At 42.6% G+C, this 19919-nt stretch carries 15 protein-coding genes; 4 read left to right on the top strand and 11 right to left on the bottom strand.

Annotated features, from left to right (window positions below; all coding sequences use genetic code 11):
* Positions 1 to 192: 192 nt before the first annotated feature.
* The gene (locus ACTQ9S_RS08670) at positions 193 to 951 is read left to right on the top strand and encodes an IclR family transcriptional regulator (protein ID WP_068035348.1); all 759 of its coding nucleotides are present in this window, start codon (positions 193 to 195) and stop codon (positions 949 to 951) included.
* Positions 952 to 1140: 189 nt separating this feature from the next.
* Here ACTQ9S_RS08670 and mmsB read toward each other — a convergent pair whose 3' ends face one another.
* The 9 genes from mmsB to ACTQ9S_RS08715 all read right to left on the bottom strand — a co-directional run bounded on the left by mmsB (position 1141) and on the right by ACTQ9S_RS08715 (position 14635).
* Positions 1141 to 2100, bottom strand: coding sequence for a 3-hydroxyisobutyrate dehydrogenase (gene mmsB / locus ACTQ9S_RS08675; protein WP_351118813.1), 960 nt, complete (start codon positions 2098 to 2100; stop codon positions 1141 to 1143).
* Positions 2101 to 2201: 101 nt separating this feature from the next.
* A complete protein-coding gene (locus tag ACTQ9S_RS08680) occupies positions 2202 to 3470 on the bottom strand; it encodes an enoyl-CoA hydratase/isomerase family protein (protein WP_440454706.1) in 1269 nt (422 codons plus the stop codon).
* A 58-nt stretch (positions 3471 to 3528) separates the two neighbouring features.
* Positions 3529 to 4311: an enoyl-CoA hydratase gene (locus ACTQ9S_RS08685; RefSeq protein ID WP_351118815.1), complete on the bottom strand. Its 783-nt coding sequence runs from the start codon at positions 4309 to 4311 to the stop codon at positions 3529 to 3531.
* A gap of 118 nt (positions 4312 to 4429) precedes the next feature.
* Positions 4430 to 5590 (bottom strand): acyl-CoA dehydrogenase family protein, encoded by a 1161-nt coding sequence (locus ACTQ9S_RS08690; protein WP_351118816.1) that lies wholly within the window; start codon positions 5588 to 5590, stop codon positions 4430 to 4432.
* 176 nt (positions 5591 to 5766) lie between these two features.
* Positions 5767 to 7251 (bottom strand): CoA-acylating methylmalonate-semialdehyde dehydrogenase, encoded by a 1485-nt coding sequence (locus tag ACTQ9S_RS08695; protein WP_068035338.1) that lies wholly within the window; start codon positions 7249 to 7251, stop codon positions 5767 to 5769.
* Between the two features lie 324 nt (positions 7252 to 7575).
* Positions 7576 to 9618 carry a propionate--CoA ligase gene (locus tag ACTQ9S_RS08700; protein WP_351118818.1) on the bottom strand — a complete coding sequence of 681 codons (2043 nt, stop codon included), beginning with the start codon at positions 9616 to 9618 and terminating at the stop codon, positions 7576 to 7578.
* Positions 9619 to 9913: 295 nt separating this feature from the next.
* Positions 9914 to 11584 carry a fatty acid--CoA ligase gene (locus tag ACTQ9S_RS08705; RefSeq protein ID WP_068035334.1) on the bottom strand — a complete coding sequence of 557 codons (1671 nt, stop codon included), beginning with the start codon at positions 11582 to 11584 and terminating at the stop codon, positions 9914 to 9916.
* A gap of 336 nt (positions 11585 to 11920) precedes the next feature.
* A complete protein-coding gene (locus tag ACTQ9S_RS08710) occupies positions 11921 to 13114 on the bottom strand; it encodes an MFS transporter (RefSeq protein ID WP_351118845.1) in 1194 nt (397 codons plus the stop codon).
* Positions 13115 to 13519: 405 nt separating this feature from the next.
* On the bottom strand, positions 13520 to 14635 hold the full coding sequence (locus ACTQ9S_RS08715) for a hypothetical protein (RefSeq protein ID WP_350656961.1): 1116 nt from the start codon (positions 14633 to 14635) through the stop codon (positions 13520 to 13522).
* Between the two features lie 316 nt (positions 14636 to 14951).
* On the opposite strand from ACTQ9S_RS08715, the gene ACTQ9S_RS08720 reads away from it, so the two are divergent.
* The 3 genes from ACTQ9S_RS08720 to ACTQ9S_RS08730 all read left to right on the top strand — a co-directional run bounded on the left by ACTQ9S_RS08720 (position 14952) and on the right by ACTQ9S_RS08730 (position 17793).
* The gene (locus ACTQ9S_RS08720; protein ID WP_440454707.1) at positions 14952 to 15695 is read left to right on the top strand and encodes a hypothetical protein; all 744 of its coding nucleotides are present in this window, start codon (positions 14952 to 14954) and stop codon (positions 15693 to 15695) included.
* 69 nt (positions 15696 to 15764) lie between these two features.
* Positions 15765 to 16511 (top strand): hypothetical protein, encoded by a 747-nt coding sequence (locus ACTQ9S_RS08725; RefSeq protein WP_440454708.1) that lies wholly within the window; start codon positions 15765 to 15767, stop codon positions 16509 to 16511.
* 451 nt (positions 16512 to 16962) lie between these two features.
* A complete protein-coding gene (locus tag ACTQ9S_RS08730; RefSeq protein WP_351118821.1) occupies positions 16963 to 17793 on the top strand; it encodes a carbonic anhydrase in 831 nt (276 codons plus the stop codon).
* A 129-nt stretch (positions 17794 to 17922) separates the two neighbouring features.
* Here ACTQ9S_RS08730 and ACTQ9S_RS08735 read toward each other — a convergent pair whose 3' ends face one another.
* Positions 17923 to 18441 (bottom strand): Rrf2 family transcriptional regulator, encoded by a 519-nt coding sequence (locus ACTQ9S_RS08735; protein ID WP_351118822.1) that lies wholly within the window; start codon positions 18439 to 18441, stop codon positions 17923 to 17925.
* Between the two features lie 91 nt (positions 18442 to 18532).
* Complete coding sequence (locus tag ACTQ9S_RS08740; RefSeq protein WP_351118823.1) at positions 18533 to 19786, bottom strand: NnrS family protein; 1254 nt, start codon at positions 19784 to 19786, stop codon at positions 18533 to 18535.
* Between the last annotated feature and the right edge of the window lie 133 nt (positions 19787 to 19919).

Here is a 19919-nt window from a genome sequence, read left to right on the forward strand (position 1 = left end):
ATGATGTATCAATAGTTGCTCTCAAAAAAAGTTTATGATACTGCTCACCTTTCAGTCTTATTTTATTTTATAATCTATATATAGTGTTTATCTGGCTATAGTCTCTTTAACTTTAGTCTCTTTAATTTGTCGATGTGACTAATACTATAACGCCCGACGTTACTTATCATTCATCATTACTGAGCTATCTATATGCCGAAAGTTTCTTCGATTACCCGTGTATTAGAGATTATCGAAACGATATCCTATGCGCCTAAACCTATCTCTCCGCTTGAGCTTTCACAAGAGCTTGATATCCCAAAACCAACCATTCATCGTTTGATTCAAAATTTAGTCGATGAAGGGTTTGTAGCGATTGATATTGGTGGTGGTATTATCCCTGGTAAGCGCGTACGCAATCTAAGTGTGGCTTTATGGCAACAGCGGCAGTTCTTTAATGAACGCCAAGTTATTTTGCAAAAGCTAGTAGATGATATTCAAGAAACTTGCGGTATTGGTATTCCTTATCATATGGATATGATCTATACCAATCGCGTCACAACATCATTGCCACTACAGATATACTTACCTGTTGGGGCTAAATCTCCTATGTGGTGTACGGCAACTGGCAAACTGTATCTAAGTCAGCTCTCACCCGCAAGTCGCCGTAAGATGCTAAGTAACTTGCCTTTAAATAAATTTACTAAAAACACCATTGTAGACATTGATGCCCTAAATGCTGAACTTGATCATATTGCTAAGACAGGGGTTGGCGTAGATAATGAAGAATTCATCTCTGAAATGGTCGCGGTATCGGTGCCAATATTGGACAAGAAATCGCGCTATCTAGCATCTTTGTATTTGCATGCACCTACCATACGCGTATCTTTAGATGATCTACTGACACATGTACCAAGATTGCAAGCAGCAGCGCAAGACATTCAAGCGTTGGTGTATGAGCTACAAAACTAGAGTCTGTATCATTAAGAAAAAATATGACCGAACACAAAAAAGGTCTGCGTTATTTTTATAGCGCAGACCTTTTTTATACTTTATTTTTGCTAGTGCTATGACAACTAGCAAAAGTACTCTATTTAAAACTGATTAAGAACCTTAAGTGTTAAGAACTTTGAGCATCATGAATTTTAAGCACTTGGAGCCTTAAGACAATACCGAACTATCATGACGCGCCATAATACTAGAAAAGTCTTTATCGCCATTTTCTACTGTATGTGCTTCATAAAGCTCTGTCGCTTTGGCTCCCATTGGAGTTTCAACATCCGTATCTTTAGCGGTTTGCATCGCAAGATTTAAATCTTTTTGCATCAGCTTACTCATAAAGCCGCCTTTATAGCCATTACTAGATGGGACGTTCTCCATCACTTGCGGATAAGGGTTATAGACTTCTAATGTCCAATTACGACCTGAGCTTTGTAGCATAATATCTGATAGCACTTTAGGGTCGAGACCATTTTTGACACCCAAGTTAATCGCCTCTGCCGTTCCCGCCATTAGAATACCTAACAGCATGTTATTACAGATTTTCGCGACTTGTCCGGCACCATGGTCGCCTGCATGAAAGATGTTTTTGCCCATAACGGCTAGTATTGGCTCGGCTTTAGCGAACGCATCAGCGCTGCCACCGACGATAAAGGTTAAACTACCAGCGATAGCACCGCCCGTACCGCCAGAGACTGGCGCATCTAAGAAGTCTATACCAAGCTTACTTGCAGCCTCTGCCACCGTCCTAGCATCAGCTGCCGCGATGGTACTGCTATCAATGACCAATGTACCTTTGGGTAATTCTGCTAGTAAGCCATCAGCCTCATTTTCACCTAGATAGACAGAATGAACGTGCTTGCCCGCAGGCAACATGCTAATAATGACTTGTGCATTGCTCGCAGCATCTTTAGGGCTATTAGCTACACTAGCACCTGCTTGCTGCAAGCGCTGGGTCGCCTCCTCAGACAAGTCATAGACAGAGAGCGTATAACCTGCCTTTAATAAGTTCTCTGCCATCGGTGCGCCCATATTGCCAAGCCCAATGAAGGCTATATTTGGCTTAGCAGTATTATTATCGGTCGTAGCTGTATTGCTTAAACCTGAATCCTTTGTTCCCATCTCATCGCTCCTTGATGATTGCTTATGCAGACAGTGCTACATATGGTATTGCATTATTTAATTTAGATTGTTTATAGTGCTTTATATATAGTTAAAGATACTTAGCGCACAAGCTGGCTGCCTAACGCTTCATCACCCAACCAATCGCCTAAGGGATGCTCGCCTTTAGCATAAGGGTTTACAAAGTGCTGATGTATATATTCCTGCCCTTCGGTGCTGAGACACTCTGCTAATGAACGTGACCATTGTGGGTTGCGATCTTTGTCAATCAGTAGCGCACGTACGCCTTCTTTAAAGTCAGGATTGGCCGCACAATGCACCGCTACGTTGGCCTCTAAATACAGAACCTGCTCTAGCGATAAGTCCGTGACTTTATGATAAAGCGCGTAGGTCAGAGCGACAGTAACTGGGCAACCTTGACGATAAGTGTCTACTACCCGCTGCGTCCAGCTATCTTTAGCAAATTCTGTATCTAGCTTTGCCAGCGCTTCGTCACTTTGTAAAAGTGCATCAATATCTCCCAGTCCGCCGCTGTTCATCAACTGTTGGATAGGTTTCCAATATGTCGCTAACTTGCTAGCAGGCAATTCGGCTACTGGTTGTGCTGCCAGTGCGCGGCTAACGATACTATGGGCGCTATTGTTGTGACATTTATCGGTGCTACTTGCTGCCACTTGCCAATCGCTCTGTTTTAAACTTTGTATGATGGCCTCGTAATCACTACTGGCAACGGCATACTCTGCAAGATTAGATAATAAAGCGTCATTGCCGTTACACATCGCACCTGTTAGCCCTAAAAATAAACCTGTTTTAGCTGGCATGCGCTGCAAGAACCAACTGCCAGAGGCATCAGGGAACAGTCCAATAGTCACTTCTGGCATGGCAAAGCGGGTGCGCTCAGTGACCAAACGATGACTACAGCCAACCATCAAACCCATGCCGCCACCCATAATAATGCCATCGCCCCAGAGGATTAACGGCTTTGGATAAAAATGCATCTGCCGATAAAGACGATACTCATGACCGAAAAACTCTGTCGCATAAGGGTTCGGTAGCGGCGCACTGGTAGACATACTGTCATACAGCTTACGAATATCGCCGCCGGCACAAAACGCCTTATCACCTGCCCCTTTTAACACCAATGCCACTATCTGATCGTCATTTTGCCACTGCTCTAGCTGCTGAGCTAATAACTGACACATCTCAACACTGAGTGCATTGAGAGATTTGGGCGTATTTAACGTCATTATTCCGATAAGATGGCCACACTCTGTCGGCTCGGTATCGAACAATACTGGCGCTTCTTGTGTGATATTTTCTACGGAATTTTGATTATTAGTATCGTCCGTCGCTGTCGTAGCTGCTGTCATAAAAGTAACCTAAAAATTAAAAGGAAAAATATTAGCGCTAAGTCTGATTTAATTTGGCCTATTTATTTTGCCAATTGGGTTTACGCTTTTCTAAGAATGCTTGTACGCCTTCGCGCTGATCTTTGGTATCGAACAACTTAACAAAAGCTTCGCGCTCATGGATAAGGTTTTGTGCAGGCGGGGTATTTCTTGCGGCTTGGATAAGCTGTTTAGAATAAGTGACGGCAACAGGAGATTGCTTAGCGACTTTTTGCGCTAATGCTTGCGCTGCTAATAAACCTCCACCTTTTGCCGTGACTTCTTCGACTAAGCCAATGCGTAATGCTGTCTCGGCATCGACGCGCTCACCGCACAATATCATACGTTTCGCCCAGCCTTCACCAACCAGTAAAGGTAGATTCTGCGTACCGCCTGCACACGGCAACAAGCCCACGCCGGTCTCTGGTAAAGCCATCTGTGCATGCGCTTCTGCGATACGGATATCACAGGCCAGCGCACACTCAAGTCCACCGCCCATCGCATAGCCGTTGATGACAGCGATACTGACACCGCGATACGCTGATAGCGCTTCAAACGCTTCACCAAAAGCAATAGCCATGCTGATTGCTTGGCCTTTGTCACCATCAGAGAAATTATTTAAATCCGCACCTGCTGAAAAGAACTTCTCGCCATCGCCATGGATAATTAAGGCATAAACATCATCATTCGCATTCAGGTCAGTGACCAGCTGTTTGAGCGCAGGCAGACTGTCCATCGTCCACGTGTGAGCTGGTGGGTTATTCAGTGTTACGGTAGCAATATGACCGTCAATTGATAACTTGAGATTGGTATAATCCGTCATAAATAATCCTTTATTTTATCGGAATTTGGTACGATTTATTGGTGAGACGCTAGGTAAAATAGCCATAGAAAACCATAGCGAACTTAAAATATTGCCATAAAATAGTTGCGTACTTCGATTAACGCAATTGACTCAATGCATTATCCTGCATGAGCTGACGCGAGACAATCACTCGCATGATCTCGTTGGTGCCTTCCAAAATCTGATGGACACGCAAGTCTCGTACATGTCGCTCTAGCGGATACTCATTTAGATAACCATAGCCACCATGTAGCTGTAAGGCCTCATTGGCAACATCGAAACAAAGATCAGTGGAAAGACGCTTCGCCATCGCACAGTAGGTAGAAGCTTGCCCATCATTGTTATCGACTTTATTAGCCGCTAGATACAGCATTTGCCGCGCGGTAACTGTTTGAGTGAGCATATCCGCAAGTTTAAACTGTACTGACTGTAAGCTGGCAATCGGGCTACCAAATTGACTGCGCTCTTGGACGTAATTAGTCGCTGTCTCTAGCGCTGACTGCGCCGTACCTACCGCACAGATACCGATATTGATACGACCGCCATCTAAGCCTTTCATCGCAATACGAAAGCCTTGGCCTTCCTCGCCGATTAAATTTTCTGTTGGCACTTTAACGTCTTTAAAGCTAATAGCACGCGTTGGTTGCGCTTTCCAACCCATTTTATGCTCGTTTTTACCATACTCAATACCATCGCTGTCAGCGTCTACTACAAATGCTGAAACCCCTTTTGGGCCTGCACCGCCTGTACGCGCCATAACCACTAAGACATCGGTCGAGCCTGCGCCTGAGATAAAGGTTTTCTCTCCATTGAGCACATAATAGTCGCCTTGTTTGTCGGCTTTGGTACGTAATGAAGCCGCATCAGAACCAGCATTCGGCTCAGTTAAGCAGTAGCTGCCAAGCCATTCACCGCTGACCATATTTGGCAAATACTTTTTACATAAGGCATCACTACCATACTCACCAATCATCCAGCTCGCCATATTATGGATACTCATATAAGCAGCGACTGCCGTATCACCCCATGCCAGCTCTTCAAACACCATCGCAGAGTCTAAACGTGGCAGTCCTAAACCATCATATTCTGGATTGGTATATAACCCTAAAAACCCAAGCTCGCCTGATTTTTTGATGACATCGATTGGGAAATGTGAGGTACGATCCCACTCAGCCGCGTTCGGCTTTAGCTCTTTTTGGGCAAATTGCCGAGCGGTTTGGCGAAAAGCAATTTGGTCTTCCGTTAATGAGAAATCCATAAGATCATCCTTGTGCTTGCAAAGCAAATATGGTGAAGAAAGTTTGGTAAGCCATCAATCCAACATCGTTTATACAGTATAGCAGCGACATAACGACATTCACAAAATTATGCTCTACTAGTAAAGCACATATTAAGTAAGATTGACGCTATATCGCAAACATAGTGAATGAACGATTAAATTGAAATAGTGGTGTTGACTCCGCGACTTGCTTCATCATCAAACCAGCGTGCAGTCACCGTTTTAGTCTGAGTATAGAACTGTACTGCCTGCTTACCATAAGGACCGAGATCGCCAAGCTTACTAGCACGTGAACCTGAGAATGAGAACATCGGTAGTGGCACAGGAATTGGCAAGTTAATACCGATTTGACCGACCTGAATATCTTGTTGGAATTTATGCGCGGCCGCTCCCGACTGAGTAAAAATAGCCGTGCCATTACCATGTGGATTGGCATTAAGCATCTCAATTGCCTCATCAAGGCTGGCTGCACGCATAATACAAAGTACTGGGCCAAAGATTTCTTGCTGATAAATTTGCATATCACTTGTGACATTATCAAAGATAGTCGGTCCTACGAAGTTGCCTTTCTCATAGCCTTCGACAGTGATACCGCGACCATCAAGAATCAAGCTAGCGCCTTCTTCTACACCAGTATCAATCAAATGCTCAACACGGGCTTTTGCAGCCGGAGAAATCAGTGGGCCTAAGTCTTTATCATGCTTACCTGCTGATACGACTAATCCTGTTGCTTTAGCTTTAATATCATCAATCCATTCCCCTGCTGCACCGACTAGCACCACGACTGACAGCGCCATACAACGTTGACCGGCAGCACCAAATGCAGCACCTGCTAGCTGATTGAGCGTTTGTTCTTTGTTGGCATCAGGCAAGATAACGCCATGGTTTTTTGCACCCATCATGCACTGGGCACGTTTGCCAGATTTACTAGCGCGCTCGTAGACATGCTTACCAACGGCGGTAGAGCCGACAAATGAAACCGCTTTGATATCTGGGTGATCACAAATGGCATCAACCGTCGCCTTGCCGCCATGAACCACGTTGAGTACACCTTCAGGCACGCCAGCTTCGACTGCCAACTCAACCAAACGCATGGTAACCATTGGGTCTTGTTCAGAAGGCTTTAAGATAAAAGTGTTACCCGTAGCAATCGCCATTGGGAACATCCATAGCGGAATCATCGCTGGGAAGTTAAACGGGGTAATACCTGCGCACACACCTAGTGGCTGCCAGATACTGTAAGTATCAACGCCTGAGGCGACGTTTTCAACGAAATCACCAATCTGTAAGTTAGCGATACCCGCTGCATGCTCGACCACTTCTAAACCACGGAATACATCCCCGCGAGCATCAGCAATGGTTTTGCCTTGTTCAGCAGTTAAGATTCCTGCTAGCTCATCCATATGCTCACGTATGAGCGCTTGATATCTTAAAAAGATTCGCGCACGCGTGGTAATTGGGGTCTTGCGCCATGTTTGAAAAGCCGTCTGGGCGGCAGCGACGGCTTGATTGATCTCATCGTCAGTGGTTTGCGGGACTTTAGCGATGACTTCTTGCGTGGCTGGATCAGTGATATCGAGCCATTCGCTAGTCGTTGATTTGGTAAATTGACCATTGATGAGCTGCTGGACGTGGTGCATAAGATATCCTTATCTTGTTTGCGAGACTGCCGTTAAGCAGCGTCTGTATTTATTAAGAGTGTCAAAATCGATGTTTTAATATTAATGAAACTTTATTTTAAAATGATTTATTTCGTATCGTTATTGACTATAACAATAAATCAATTTTAGGGTCAAGTGCTTTGTTGAAATTTTGGTAACGTTAACTAACAGCGTTGATATATAGACCAGTTGAGTAAATAAAAAAGCCCATGACGATTCATGAGCTTTTGTACAATATTAAGTTTGTGCAATATTAAGATAGCTATTCACAACTAGCGAGTACGGATTAACCTTTCATATTAATCAATAATCTTTCATAGACTGCTTAATGGCATCAATCGCAGTTGGATTGTCAAGCGTTGACATATCACCGGTAGGCTTGTTCTCTGCTAATGCGCGAATAGCACGGCGTAGAATTTTGCCAGAGCGAGTCTTTGGTAGTGCTTGCGGAAAATAAATCGCTGCTGGTCTGGCGATACCACCAAGGGACTTCACAACGGCACCTATTACTTGCTGCTCAAGACGGAAGCGGTTTTCGGTCGTCGCTACTTGCTCATGATCTTTTAGCACACAAAAAGCGATGGGCAATTCGCCTTTTAACTCATCCTGAATACCTACGACTGCACACTCTGCCATCTCTGGATGGGTGCTAATAGCTTCTTCGATCTCTTGAGTACCAAGTCTGTGCCCAGCCACGTTAATCACATCATCGGTACGACCAAGAATATAGAAATACCCATCTTCATCGGTCACAGCATAGTCTGAAGTTGAATATTGCTTACCATCAAACAGCCCAAAATAGCTGCTAATAAAGCGCTCATCATTACGCCATACCGTCGTGAGACAACCCGGTGGTAATGGCGCACTAATGGCTAATAGCCCTTTTTCACCAGCAGCGCAAGGCTCTCCTGTTTCTTCATTGATGACGCGTGCATCATAGCCATACATTGGATAACCGGGCGAGCCTTGCTTATGTGGTTTATGATCAAACTTTGGCGTATTGCTTAGGATGGGCCAGCCGGATTCTGTTTGCCAATAATGATCTAAAATTGGCACACCTAAATGCTGAGTAAGCCAGTTGGCCGTTGATTCATCAAGTGGTTCGCCTGCTAAAAAGAACGACTTCACGCTTGATACATCGTAGCGGGTCATCCAAGTCTCATCTTGCTTTTTGAGCATACGCACACCGGTCGGCGCAGTAAATAAAATATTAACTTTGTTGGCTTCTACGATACGCCACCAGATACCTGGGTTTGGTCGATGTGGTAAGCCTTCATACATCACGCTCGTCATGCCAGCCAGTAATGGCGCATAAATAGTATAAGAGTGTCCGACCGCCCAGCCAATATCCGATATCGCCCAAAAGGTCTCGCCTGCCTTGCCATCGTAGATATAATCCATCGAGGTAGTGAGTGCTACTGCATGACCGCCCGTATCACGTTGCACGCCTTTTGGCGTACCCGTAGTACCAGAAGTATAGAGCAGATACGATGGCGTGTTTGACTCAAGCCAAACTGGCTCTACCACAGCATTGGCCTCGCAGCTGATGCGGCGCTGAGTCGCATAATCCACATCAATAGCTTGCGGCTCAAACGGCAACACGCCGCGATTGACTACTAGCACATGTTCAGGTTTTACGCTCGCCTGCTCGACCCCTTGATTCACAAGGTTTTTATAATTAACCACCTTGCCACCGCGCAGGCCAGCATCGACTGTGATGATCATTTTTGCCTCGGCATCATCCATGCGAATAGCTAAGTTGTGCGCGGCAAAACCACCAAATACGACCGAATGTACCGCACCGATACGAGCGCAGGCCAGCATGGCATAAGCGGCCTCTAAAATCATCGGCATATAAATGATAACGCGATCGCCCTTCTCGATACCATGACGCTGCAGCACATCTGCAAAGTAATTAACTTCTTTATATAAGTCGTTATAGGTTAGGCGACGTTTGGTATAGTCAGTATAAAACTCAACGTTATTACCCAAGTCTTTAAACGAGTCAATCACTGCTGGATAAGTCTCTGTTAACTCTTGATTGATCTCTGATGAGAGCCAAATAAAAGCATCTTGCTCAGCACGTTCGGGAAGATGACGATCTACACAGTTATAACAAAGGTTAGTTTCACCACCAACGAACCATCTAGCAAAAGGCAGATTACTATCGTCAAGGATTTGCTCAGGCTCTTTATGCCAGTAGATACGCTTTGCTTGCTCTGCCCAAAACTGCTCCCGATCATTGATTGAAGCGTTATAGATATCAGCAAAGGTGGCATTCTGCGTAGAGGTGACGGTGTCTTTGGAGGCTTGGTTAGAAGCTAAATTGTTGGCTTGCTCGCTCATAATGGCTATCCTTAGCGTAAACGAAATGTGATGCAATACGACTATATATACTATATGGAATAGCAAATGAAGTTTGAATAGTCGCTTTATATATTATAAGTACAATATAGCAAATTTATATAATAGCTTAAGTATTGTTGCTCTGGCTTTCCCTGCTAGAACCAAAAAACCGATACTTATAAAAACAATACATAGTGTATCGGTTTGATAGGTATCGGTTTAAAATGTAGCAGAGCTAGTAATAAAGGTCAACTGTTTAGCACATAAACTGCGATGTGATTACAGTTAATATCAATTACACTTGAGTCTGATTGGCATACATCTCTCGCATTACCTTTTTATCATGCTTACCAACAGAGGTTTTAGGCAGCTCATCAACAAACTTAAAATCACTTGGTACACCATATTTGGGGATAATACCTTTACTGACTGCCTGCTCTGCAATGGCAATAATATCTTCAGCGCTGGTGTCTTGTTTATTTGGCTTTAGTACCACTAGTGCTAATGGGCGCTCACCCCACTGTTTATCATGGACACCAATTACTGACACGTCCGCTACCGCTGGATGCAACGATAAAATAGTCTCAATCTCTAATGATGAGATCCATTCGCCGCCAGACTTGATAACGTCTTTGAGACGATCGGTAATTTTGATATAACCGTCAGGTCTAATATAGGCAATATCTTGAGTATGCATATAGCCGTTTTCCCATAGCTCTTTACCCGCATCATCATTTTTTAGATAGCTTTGGGTCAACCATGGGGCACGCAGTACCAACTCACCAGTGTTCTCTTTACCGACGCCTACCGACTCATTATCTGTGCTCCAGACTTGCGCATCGACCATCAATACTGGCTTACCTGTCATACAGCGACGGCTAATATCTTCATCTTCAGTCATCTCAGGCTCATCGACACTAAAGTCAGTTAAGCTAATCAATGGCGCGGTTTCCGACATTCCGTAACCTGTATACACCTCAATATCTTGTGCCAATGCCGATTTAGCCAAGCCTTCCGTCAATCTTGAACCACCAATGATCATTTTTAAACCATTAAAGCTGACATCACGATCTTGTGCTTCTTTAAGTACCATTTGCAATATCGTTGGCACGCAGTGGGTGATACTTACCTTTTCATTAATAATTAAATCCAGCAAAGTATCAGGGGCGTAGCGACCTGGGTAGACTTGTTTTAAGCCAATCATAGTAGCCGTAAACGGAAAGCCCCATGCATGAACATGAAACATCGGGGTCATCGGCATATAGACATCACCGTAGCTGACGCCTTGTTTGTTAGGTAGCATACCTAGTGACGCTGCTTCTGCTAAGCTATGTAACACCAATTGGCGATGGCTAAAGAACACGCCTTTTGGATCACCTGTCGTTCCTGAGGTATAGAAGGTTGTGGCAATAGTGTTTTCATCAAAATCCGGAAAATCAAAGTTCGTGTTAGCTGCTTCTAATAACGCTTCATACTCACCGATAACGCGACCTTGGTTACCACCAAAAACGCCTTCAACCGTCATGCCATTATCATCAAGCCAAATAATATGCTCAATACTTGAGTTCTCAAACTGATAATCTTTAACCAAAGCTGCGAACTCAGAGTTCAGCATTAATACTTTTGGCTTAGCATGATTAATAGTGTAAAGCACCTTTTCAGGCGACAGGCGAATATTGACCGTCTGCAAAATATACTGCGACATAGGCACAGCAAAGTACGATTCAAGGTAACGATGACTATCCCAATCCATCACTGCTACCACATCCCCAGCATCGAGATTTAAGCCCGCTAAGACATTGGCTAAACGGTTAATGCGGGTAAATAAATCTTTATAAGTTAAGCGTTTTTTGTCCGCATAAATAATTTCTTGATCTAATGATACTGTTTTGGCGCGGTTTAATAGTTGTTTGATCAGTAGTGGAAACTCGTAGGCTGACGGGGCGCTGTTATAAATATTTGACATGTATCGGACTTCCTTGTTTGTCGTTTTTGTGAATTCTCATTTTTGTAAATTATGAATAAATATAAATAAGGCATAGGCAATTAAATTTTTAATAATTTTGTTTTTACTTAGAAGCAGGCCATTATTTTAATAAGCGAGGTTAACGCCGCAACTCTTTTATAGTAGATTGACTATAAGTTGCCTTTTAACAGGGTGCTTATTGATAGTAAGAAAAAACCAGTCCTATGTAAAGCGCGCGCACGTAAGCGTGACAACACTCAGCATTCGAGGATAATGATTCCACTACTTACCACATTGTGTTAGCTGATATTTATCTTGAATAGTACGAGACTTAACTTAAGCAGTACGAGCTTTGGTTTTAATCATGCCAAAACTTGCTACCAATAACGCTAAAACCTGCACAATTAACAACAGCCATACTGTCAGCGTCCACGCCCCACGTGCATAGGCAATTCCGCATAGCCATGCACCCATTGTCCCGCCTGCGTAATAGCCCATATAGTATAAACCAGAGGCCAATGAGCGCCCCTTTTTGACGTTGACTGCAATATAACTAATGGTCGCAGCTTGGGTGATAAAGACGCCAGATGACATGATCGCTAGCCCAACAATCACACCCCATAACGGCGTCACTAAGGTCAATAGCACCCCTACCATCGATACCATTACTGCCACTCGTACCGTACGCGCTGCGCCAAATCGGCGCAATAGTGTCGTCGATAATGGGGTAATGACTACGCCTATTAAATACACAGCAAAGATATTGGCAAGTTGTCCAGTACCTAGCTCATATGGAGTCTTGGCCAGATGTAAATTGATAAAGGTAAAGCAGCCCACCAAAGAAAACAGTACGCAAGCACCGAGCAAGCAAGCCGTAACCACATAACGGTTCGTCAGATGTTCGCCCAACGTCTGCATAGCGGATCGAAAGTTTGGATTGGCTTCAAAACAACGTGAGGTTGGTAGCATTTTACCTACCCATACTGCACCTATCAGCGTCATCGCAGCCATCACATAATAACCATAACGCCAGCCGATAAGCTCATGCAAATGCCCAAGCAGAAAGCGTCCTAAAAAGCCACCAAGTACTGAACCTGAAACGTAAAATGACATCAGTTCAGTAACTGCCCGTCCCTCAAACTCTTCACCAATATAAGCAATCGTCACTACGGTAATACCGGGCACGGACAAGCCCTGCATAAAGCGCCACAGACCCATCCAGCCAATACTCGGACTTTGCGCAATGAGCGCTGTCGGTATCGCTAAAAATAATAACGCTCCGACGATAAATGATTTGCGCCCTACTGCATCGGACAACATTCCTAAAAATGGTGACATGATAGCAATCGCCATCACTGTCGCGCCAACGACCATGCCTGCTTGGACCTCAGTCGCAGCAAAGTCTACCATCAGTACAGGTAACACTGCTTGGATTGAATACACCTGCAAAAAAGCAAACATGCCAATCAAGCCAATGGTTAGTTTTAAAACCCATGAAGGTGAATTAGATTGAGGAGCATAGGTAGTCAATGATTTTGCAGAGACAGTTGAATTCGCGCTATCTTGCGGTGTGTTATTAATTGAGGCGTTATCTGGTGTGTGATTCACAAAGTTACTGACTATGTTATACGCGATTGATATCGGCGTGGGTGGTAGGAACAGGCTGTAAATATATAAATATAAAGGCCTAAATTTATAGTCATAATGACAAGCGCATCATGGTAGCACACTAAAAGTTGGGCTTAAGATGCAAAATGTTATGTAAGTTTGGTATTGGTTATCAAGCTTAAACGTTAAGAATAATTATGAGAGCTGAATCATAGAGTAATCATAATACTTTTAATCAAAGCTGCAACTTTTTGACCAACACGATTTATAATCTTGAGACACAAAAAAAGCCGCTTAAGGCGGCTTATATTGATTAGAACTATAATTTTAGTACCCAGGAACATCGATAACTTTTACATTACTTTTCTTATCTAAAAGCAAATTTACGGGCTTATTCAATGAGGTGCGGAAACTCGTGGCTTTAGATTTAGCCGCCGTTTTATCTGCGGTTGTTCTCACATTCGATACAACAGTCCCAGTCGATAACCTAATAGCAAAGGTTAAGCTTTGCTCATCGATAACGACGTCGTTAAAAGTGGAGTTTTTGAGTAATATCTCGCGACCGCTAGCAATTGCCATTGCTCTAAATTGATGACGAGTTCTCTTAAAGTGAATATTACTGAACTCTTTTAATTTTGTATTAGCTTTTAGGCGTACATAGGCAGATCCAGTAGCTGTACCGGACTTAATAAATTCACAGTCTTCAAAGTAAACGCCTAAATCATTTGAATTACCTATGTTGGTATCTTGAAATATAACTTGATTATTGCCGTAACGTTTACCAGCATTTTCAAAAACCACATCTTTAAACTTAATGTCGCGATATTTATCGTTGATATTATTTGGCTCACAATCAAATAAATATATACCGCTTCTTAATTTACCTTGTCCCGCAGTAAAGTTATTATCTAAACGTACTCTACCACGTGTAAATTTAAAACCTTGTCCTGCAATAATAGATACCGGATTACGGGCAGTAGAATCGCATAAGAAGTCCTCTGCCTCAAAATCTATCTGTCCATTATATTTAAGATAGATTCCATCGTAACGTGCCCCTCTTGTTTTAAAATTGCGTAGACGAGCACCACGTTCTTGAATACGAATGCAGTGCAAGGCATCAGTATTGCTTTTGTTACCATTAACGTTAGATTTAGATTCATTACGTGATGTTTGACCACGTACGTCAAATCCGTCCAACACAAAGTTGATTCCACCTGCCTTTACATCAACGACAGTAGAGGAGCCTGCGGCACGTAGTATGGTATTACCGTCACTAAACAGCTCGATATTGGGACTATTAATCACCAAACTACATGGATAATCTCCATTTGGGAATATAATCCGAGCGCCGCCGATAGACTTAGCATAGTCTACAGCAGCTTGAGGTGACTTATAATCTCTAATATATATCTTTCTAAGATTTGAATCTGATGATATAGGCATTTGTTTAACTATATTCGTTTAGGTAGATGCTTTATAACAATTACAGATGCATACTGTCAAGCATTGCCTATTAAATGTTTTGATACATTATTGCCCTTTCATTGAAATCACTTATCCATTGTTAGAACCGTATTATGTTCTGTTTTAGTTGCCCAATCAGCATCAGTCTAAATTATCTATACATTCCACATCGCTTTTATAACAGACTTTAATAAATTCGCAGTTCATAATTTTCAAAAACAACTGTGACAGCAGCTATAGTCTCCAGTTTTAAACAACTATTTGATCAAGTATTAATCAACAGGAAATAACAACTATGGAAGATAAGATTTATGACTTAGGGTCAGGATTTTGGAGTATCAGAGGCTCATTTATTAAAAATGGCATACTAGACATAGGTGTTCAATGTGCCTTGGTAAAACTGTCATCTGGTCGTTTTATTTTCTTAGACAGCTACACTCTGACGGATGACGTGCGCGAGCAAGTAATGGCACTAACCAATGACGGTCAAGATGTCGAAGCGGTGTTGAACGTTCATCCCTTTCATACTGTTCATTGTGAGCAGATGGCAAAAGACTTTCCGCAAGCGACCTTTTACGGTAGCCGTCGCCATCCCAAGCAGGCTCCTAACGTGCAATGGAATAACGATTTGGTTGAAAGTGACGCTGTCGCTGAACGTTCTCCCGAGCTTGAACTTTCTTTACCCAAAGGTATTTATTACATCGCACCTGATGAGAGTGTTCATGCCAGCTCACTTCTGGTATTCCATCCAGCCAGTCTGAGTATCTATGTTGATGATACTTTTGAGATTCCACCTTCAAAGTTAATTAATACTGTACAAGCTGACTTAGGCTTACACCCAACAACTTTAAAAGCACTTAAAGATGAGCCTAATGCGGGTAAAGAGTATTGCGATTGGGCAACTCAGCTGGCGCATAAGTGGCGTGAGGTACGCAATTTTTGTGGCGCGCCTTCAGGTTTGGTCGAGTTTGAAGAAGACAGATTTGAGGCAGCTCTACTCTCTGCCATCGATAAAGCGCGTCCTGAGCTTGAAGCATAGTATGCTTTAACTCCTCAACCTTTCAATTTACTATTTTTACAAATTATCCATTATTAAGGAATATTGCTAATGGCAGATAAAATTTATGATTTAGGGGCAGGATTTTGGAATATACGCGGGTCATTCCGATTGGGAGGGGTGCTTGATATAGGCACTCAATGCTCGCTCGTGCAATTAGAGTCAGGCAAGTTTATTTTTTTAGATAGCTATAAGCTGACGGATGATGTCCGAGATAAAGTCATGGCATTGACCAATGACGGTCAAGATGTAGAGGCAGTGTTAAATCTTCATCCTTTCCATACGGTGCATTGCGTCCAAATGGCAAAAGACTTTCCGCAAGCCGAATTTTACGGCAGTAGCCGTCATCATGAACAAATACCTGAGATACCATGGGCAGATGATTTGGTCGAAAGCGATGCAGTCGCCAAGCGTTATCCGGAGCTTGAATTCTCCTTATCTCAGGGGGTCTACTATATCTCGCCTAATGAAAAAATTCATGCAGGTTCGCTATTGGCTTATCATCCTGCTAGTAGAAGCTTGCATGTTGACGATACTTTTATGAGTCCACCGGCAAAGCTTCTTGAAGCAGTCTTACCTGAGCTACTATTACATCCTACTACCAAGCAAGCGCTTAAAGATGAGCCAGATGCAGGTAAACAGTATTGCAACTGGGCAACCGAGCTTGCGCATCAATGGCGCGAAACTCATAACTTCTGTGCTGCCCATTCAAGCTTGATTAAGTTTGAAATTGGTGGATTTAAAAAAGCACTATTAAAAGCTATTGAAAAAGCGCGCCCTAAGCTTGAAAAAGCATAATTCTTTAAAAGTTAAAAGATAAAGCTAGAAAAGAAGCTGCCATCTTGGTGGCTTCTTTGATTTTACTACTCTGAGAAATAACTGCGTAAGTTCATCTTTTAAAGAGAAAATCTCTTAAAATTTTCCAAAAACTGTTTATTACACATTAATATTTTTCTGTAATCGTAATTTGCTAAATAAATACCGTTCTGTTATAAACCCTTCTTACAAATATATTCTTATTAACGAATAGTGTTAAATTTATTAATTATTCATTTAACCATATTTTAATAAATCTGTTTTATAGCCAATTGATAATAATATTGATATAAATAAACTAAGTGCAAGCTATAGCCCATATCAAATAAAAGTGTGATGTGTTTTATCTGCGCGCGAGGCTGACAGAAGCCGTATCGATTTTATTTTGAACGAACTATAACACTATCGTTTTAACCATATTAAGGACTGTAATATGAATCGTCATTATTTAGCGACTGCTATCTTGGCAGTAAGCACACTAGGTTTTTCTGCCTGTACCTCTAATCAGCAAGCTTTGAAAGATCAGCCTACTGATGCCAATGCGACCGTAGTGGCAGCGCAAGATAATAATAGCGTCCATCATCCTAAATGGTCATATGTAGGCAATACAGGCCCCGAATATTGGGGTGACGTCGAAGGTGCTAACGCTTGCAAAATTGGCAAACAGCAATCGCCTATCAATATTACAAACGTTACCGCCAGTAGTGCAGCCGCTCCTGTCATTAACTATAACCAATCTACCGATGTCCGCATTCATGATAATGGTCATACTGTCGTCTACACACCAACGACCGAAGACAATACAATTCAGTTAGACAATGAGCGCTATGTGCTCAAGCAATTCCATTACCATACCCCAAGCGAGCATCAATTCGGTAGTCAGAACTATCCAGGCGAAATTCATTTTGTTCATGCCAATAGTGAAGGCAATCTTGCTGTAATGGGTATTATGCTGCAAATTGGTGAAGCCAATGATGTGCTACGCGTATTGCTAAACGGCACTAAAATCACTACCTTAAACGATGATGAATTCACAGCCAATAAAGTTGATTTGTCTGCTTTAGCACCTGTAATGCCTACTTTCTATCATTATAGTGGCTCGCTAACGACACCACCTTGTTCAGAACAAGTCCAATGGTATGTCAGTAAGCAACCTCTGACCCTTGCTAGCGATCAGTTTGTGATTATGTCTGATCTGTACGAAGGTAATAACCGCCCTATTCAGCCACAAGGCTCGCGTAAGGTAGAGCAGCTTAGCAACTAATAGCCAATAACAAGTATTAGTAGTATTCAGAAAGTCTATTGTTTGAGTACTACTAAACTTGAATGATAAAAATCTAGGCTCAACACCAGCAATATAGTGGATTTACTATATCGCTGATGTTGAGCCTTTTTACATCTTTTGGGAGAACAAAAACTGACTCAACTCGTCTTCATTTTTAATAATATCTGCCAAGGTATATTTTTCAAGGACGGTAATAAACGCCGTTAACGCTTCAAAAAACACGCCTTTAAGTTGACATACTGGCGTAATTACACAGCCTACAGTTTTATCAACTTCTTCATTGATAAGCGTGATTGGCAAACCTGTCGAGCGTGGCTTTCTATCATCACTGCTGACTGGCGTGGCAAAGCACTCGACCAAGTCAAAATCAGGCTCTATCTGTTTAATCAATACACCCAAATTAATGTCTTTAGGCGCATAAGCTAGCCGAATACCACCATTCTTACCGCGCACACTTTCTATATAACCAAGCTGACCTAATTGATGAATAATCTTGGTCAAATGGCTTTTAGATATATTGTAGCTGTCTGCAATATCACTTATATTGGCAAGTGTTTCTGGCTCTGGCTTCACTGCTAGATAAATTAATGAGCGCAGTGCATAATCACTATAATTGGTCAGTCGCATAAATTTGCGCTCCTATTTAATTCAAATTACTTAAAAATTTATCCATTCAAACCTAATTACCAAAAATCTATAAACTATAAACTATAAGTCATTACCCAAATAAACCATCGGGTCTAGGACGTGCGAGCATCGGCAGATAACTCATGCAAAATAGCACAAAGCAGGCAATCCATGCGCTTTGAGCAATCATAATCCATAATAGATAATGACTCATATCAACGAGTGGTAATAATACCCGACTAACAAATACCAGCACCATCAAAATATACATTACATTCACGCTCTTGGGTGGCTGATGAATACTGCGTCCCGTATGCCCAAGTGATACACGCGTCATCATCGCCACCGTCATCATCCCAACACCTGCAATCGCTAACCCATGCATAGCAATACTATGCGCGTACCCTAACCATGGCTGTAGCGCATACAACAAGAAGCTCAAACACATACCTAAAAACGCGATATATAGTGACCATAACAATGGTTTTTGCCAAATACCGCGGTGATACCAACCTTTTAGGCGCACGATATTGACCACTGCCACGCCAAGCGCGGTAACGGTAAGTAAGTACTTATTAGGGTAAAACAAATCCACGATAAAAAATGCTAAAAAGAACACTAGGCTGGCGATATCTTGTACTTTGCTATTACGTAAGGTGACGGTTTCTTTGACGCCTTCAGCATTGGTCACGCTAAGACCCCGTTCAATAAAGAATGGCACCACGCGCCTGCCAATGGTCAATACCAAGCCGATAATTAAGTAAAAACCCAAGTAGATACCTACTCTGGTCGTACTCATGTCTGCGTTGATAATCCCCCAGTAACACAATCCGTTGCCCAACGTTAATAGCGCCAGCTTCGCTAAAATACCCATCTGCTTATACTGCTTTACTTGCAATACTGCTCGAAATATTACAAAAGCCATTAAGCCGATGAACAATAAATCAAATACTGCGGCAGCATATAACAACGATATACTACTACCCGCAATCGTCATGCCAAGCCCAAAAGCGAACCAGCTAATACGTGCCAGCAACCAGCAGCTAAAGATACCCAGCAACTTATAGCCATGCGGCATCATTACTCCTGTCCAGGTTTTTACCGCTGTCAGCAAGAATCCTGCGACCACTGCCAAGGCATACCCATAAATCATCTCATGGCCGTGCCAGTACAACGGATTTAAAACCTGTGCATCGATATCAGTATGTTCAGTAAATACAAATGACCACAGCACCATCATCACCACCGCAAATACTGCCGCTGCACTAAAAAATATGCGAAAGCTCAAATTAAGAATAGGATGCGGAGAGCTTGGTGGCTTGCTAGGTAAGTTGATAGATTGCATGACCGTCTTCTTAGGGTAATTTTAGAAAATAGATATTAAAATTCATTTTAAATGAATGTTATAAGCTATACAATGGATAACCGTAAACATTATCGCTCCTTCATCTTTTACATTACACTCGCCTCATTGACTG

Origin of the sequence: Psychrobacter sp. ASPA161_9 (assembly GCF_051970275.1) — a bacterium.
Classification (GTDB): domain Bacteria; phylum Pseudomonadota; class Gammaproteobacteria; order Pseudomonadales; family Moraxellaceae; genus Psychrobacter.

What these genes read in the sequence shown, in the direction of transcription:
- ACTQ9S_RS08670 (WP_068035348.1), top strand. Translation starts at nt 193, where the DNA reads ATGCCGAAAGTTTCTTCGATTACCCGTGTATTAGAGATTATCGAAACG.
- mmsB (WP_351118813.1), bottom strand. Translation starts at nt 2,100, where the DNA reads ATGGGAACAAAGGATTCAGGTTTAAGCAATACAGCTACGACCGATAAT.
- ACTQ9S_RS08680 (WP_440454706.1), bottom strand. Translation starts at nt 3,470, where the DNA reads ATGACAGCAGCTACGACAGCGACGGACGATACTAATAATCAAAATTCC.
- ACTQ9S_RS08685 (WP_351118815.1), bottom strand. Translation starts at nt 4,311, where the DNA reads ATGACGGATTATACCAATCTCAAGTTATCAATTGACGGTCATATTGCT.
- ACTQ9S_RS08690 (WP_351118816.1), bottom strand. Translation starts at nt 5,590, where the DNA reads ATGGATTTCTCATTAACGGAAGACCAAATTGCTTTTCGCCAAACCGCT.
- ACTQ9S_RS08695 (WP_068035338.1), bottom strand. Translation starts at nt 7,251, where the DNA reads ATGCACCACGTCCAGCAGCTCATCAATGGTCAATTTACCAAATCAACG.
- ACTQ9S_RS08700 (WP_351118818.1), bottom strand. Translation starts at nt 9,618, where the DNA reads ATGAGCGAGCAAGCCAACAATTTAGCTTCTAACCAAGCCTCCAAAGAC.
- ACTQ9S_RS08705 (WP_068035334.1), bottom strand. Translation starts at nt 11,584, where the DNA reads ATGTCAAATATTTATAACAGCGCCCCGTCAGCCTACGAGTTTCCACTA.
- ACTQ9S_RS08715 (WP_350656961.1), bottom strand. Translation starts at nt 14,635, where the DNA reads ATGCCTATATCATCAGATTCAAATCTTAGAAAGATATATATTAGAGAT.
- ACTQ9S_RS08720 (WP_440454707.1), top strand. Translation starts at nt 14,952, where the DNA reads ATGGAAGATAAGATTTATGACTTAGGGTCAGGATTTTGGAGTATCAGA.
- ACTQ9S_RS08725 (WP_440454708.1), top strand. Translation starts at nt 15,765, where the DNA reads ATGGCAGATAAAATTTATGATTTAGGGGCAGGATTTTGGAATATACGC.
- ACTQ9S_RS08730 (WP_351118821.1), top strand. Translation starts at nt 16,963, where the DNA reads ATGAATCGTCATTATTTAGCGACTGCTATCTTGGCAGTAAGCACACTA.
- ACTQ9S_RS08735 (WP_351118822.1), bottom strand. Translation starts at nt 18,441, where the DNA reads ATGCGACTGACCAATTATAGTGATTATGCACTGCGCTCATTAATTTAT.
- ACTQ9S_RS08740 (WP_351118823.1), bottom strand. Translation starts at nt 19,786, where the DNA reads ATGCAATCTATCAACTTACCTAGCAAGCCACCAAGCTCTCCGCATCCT.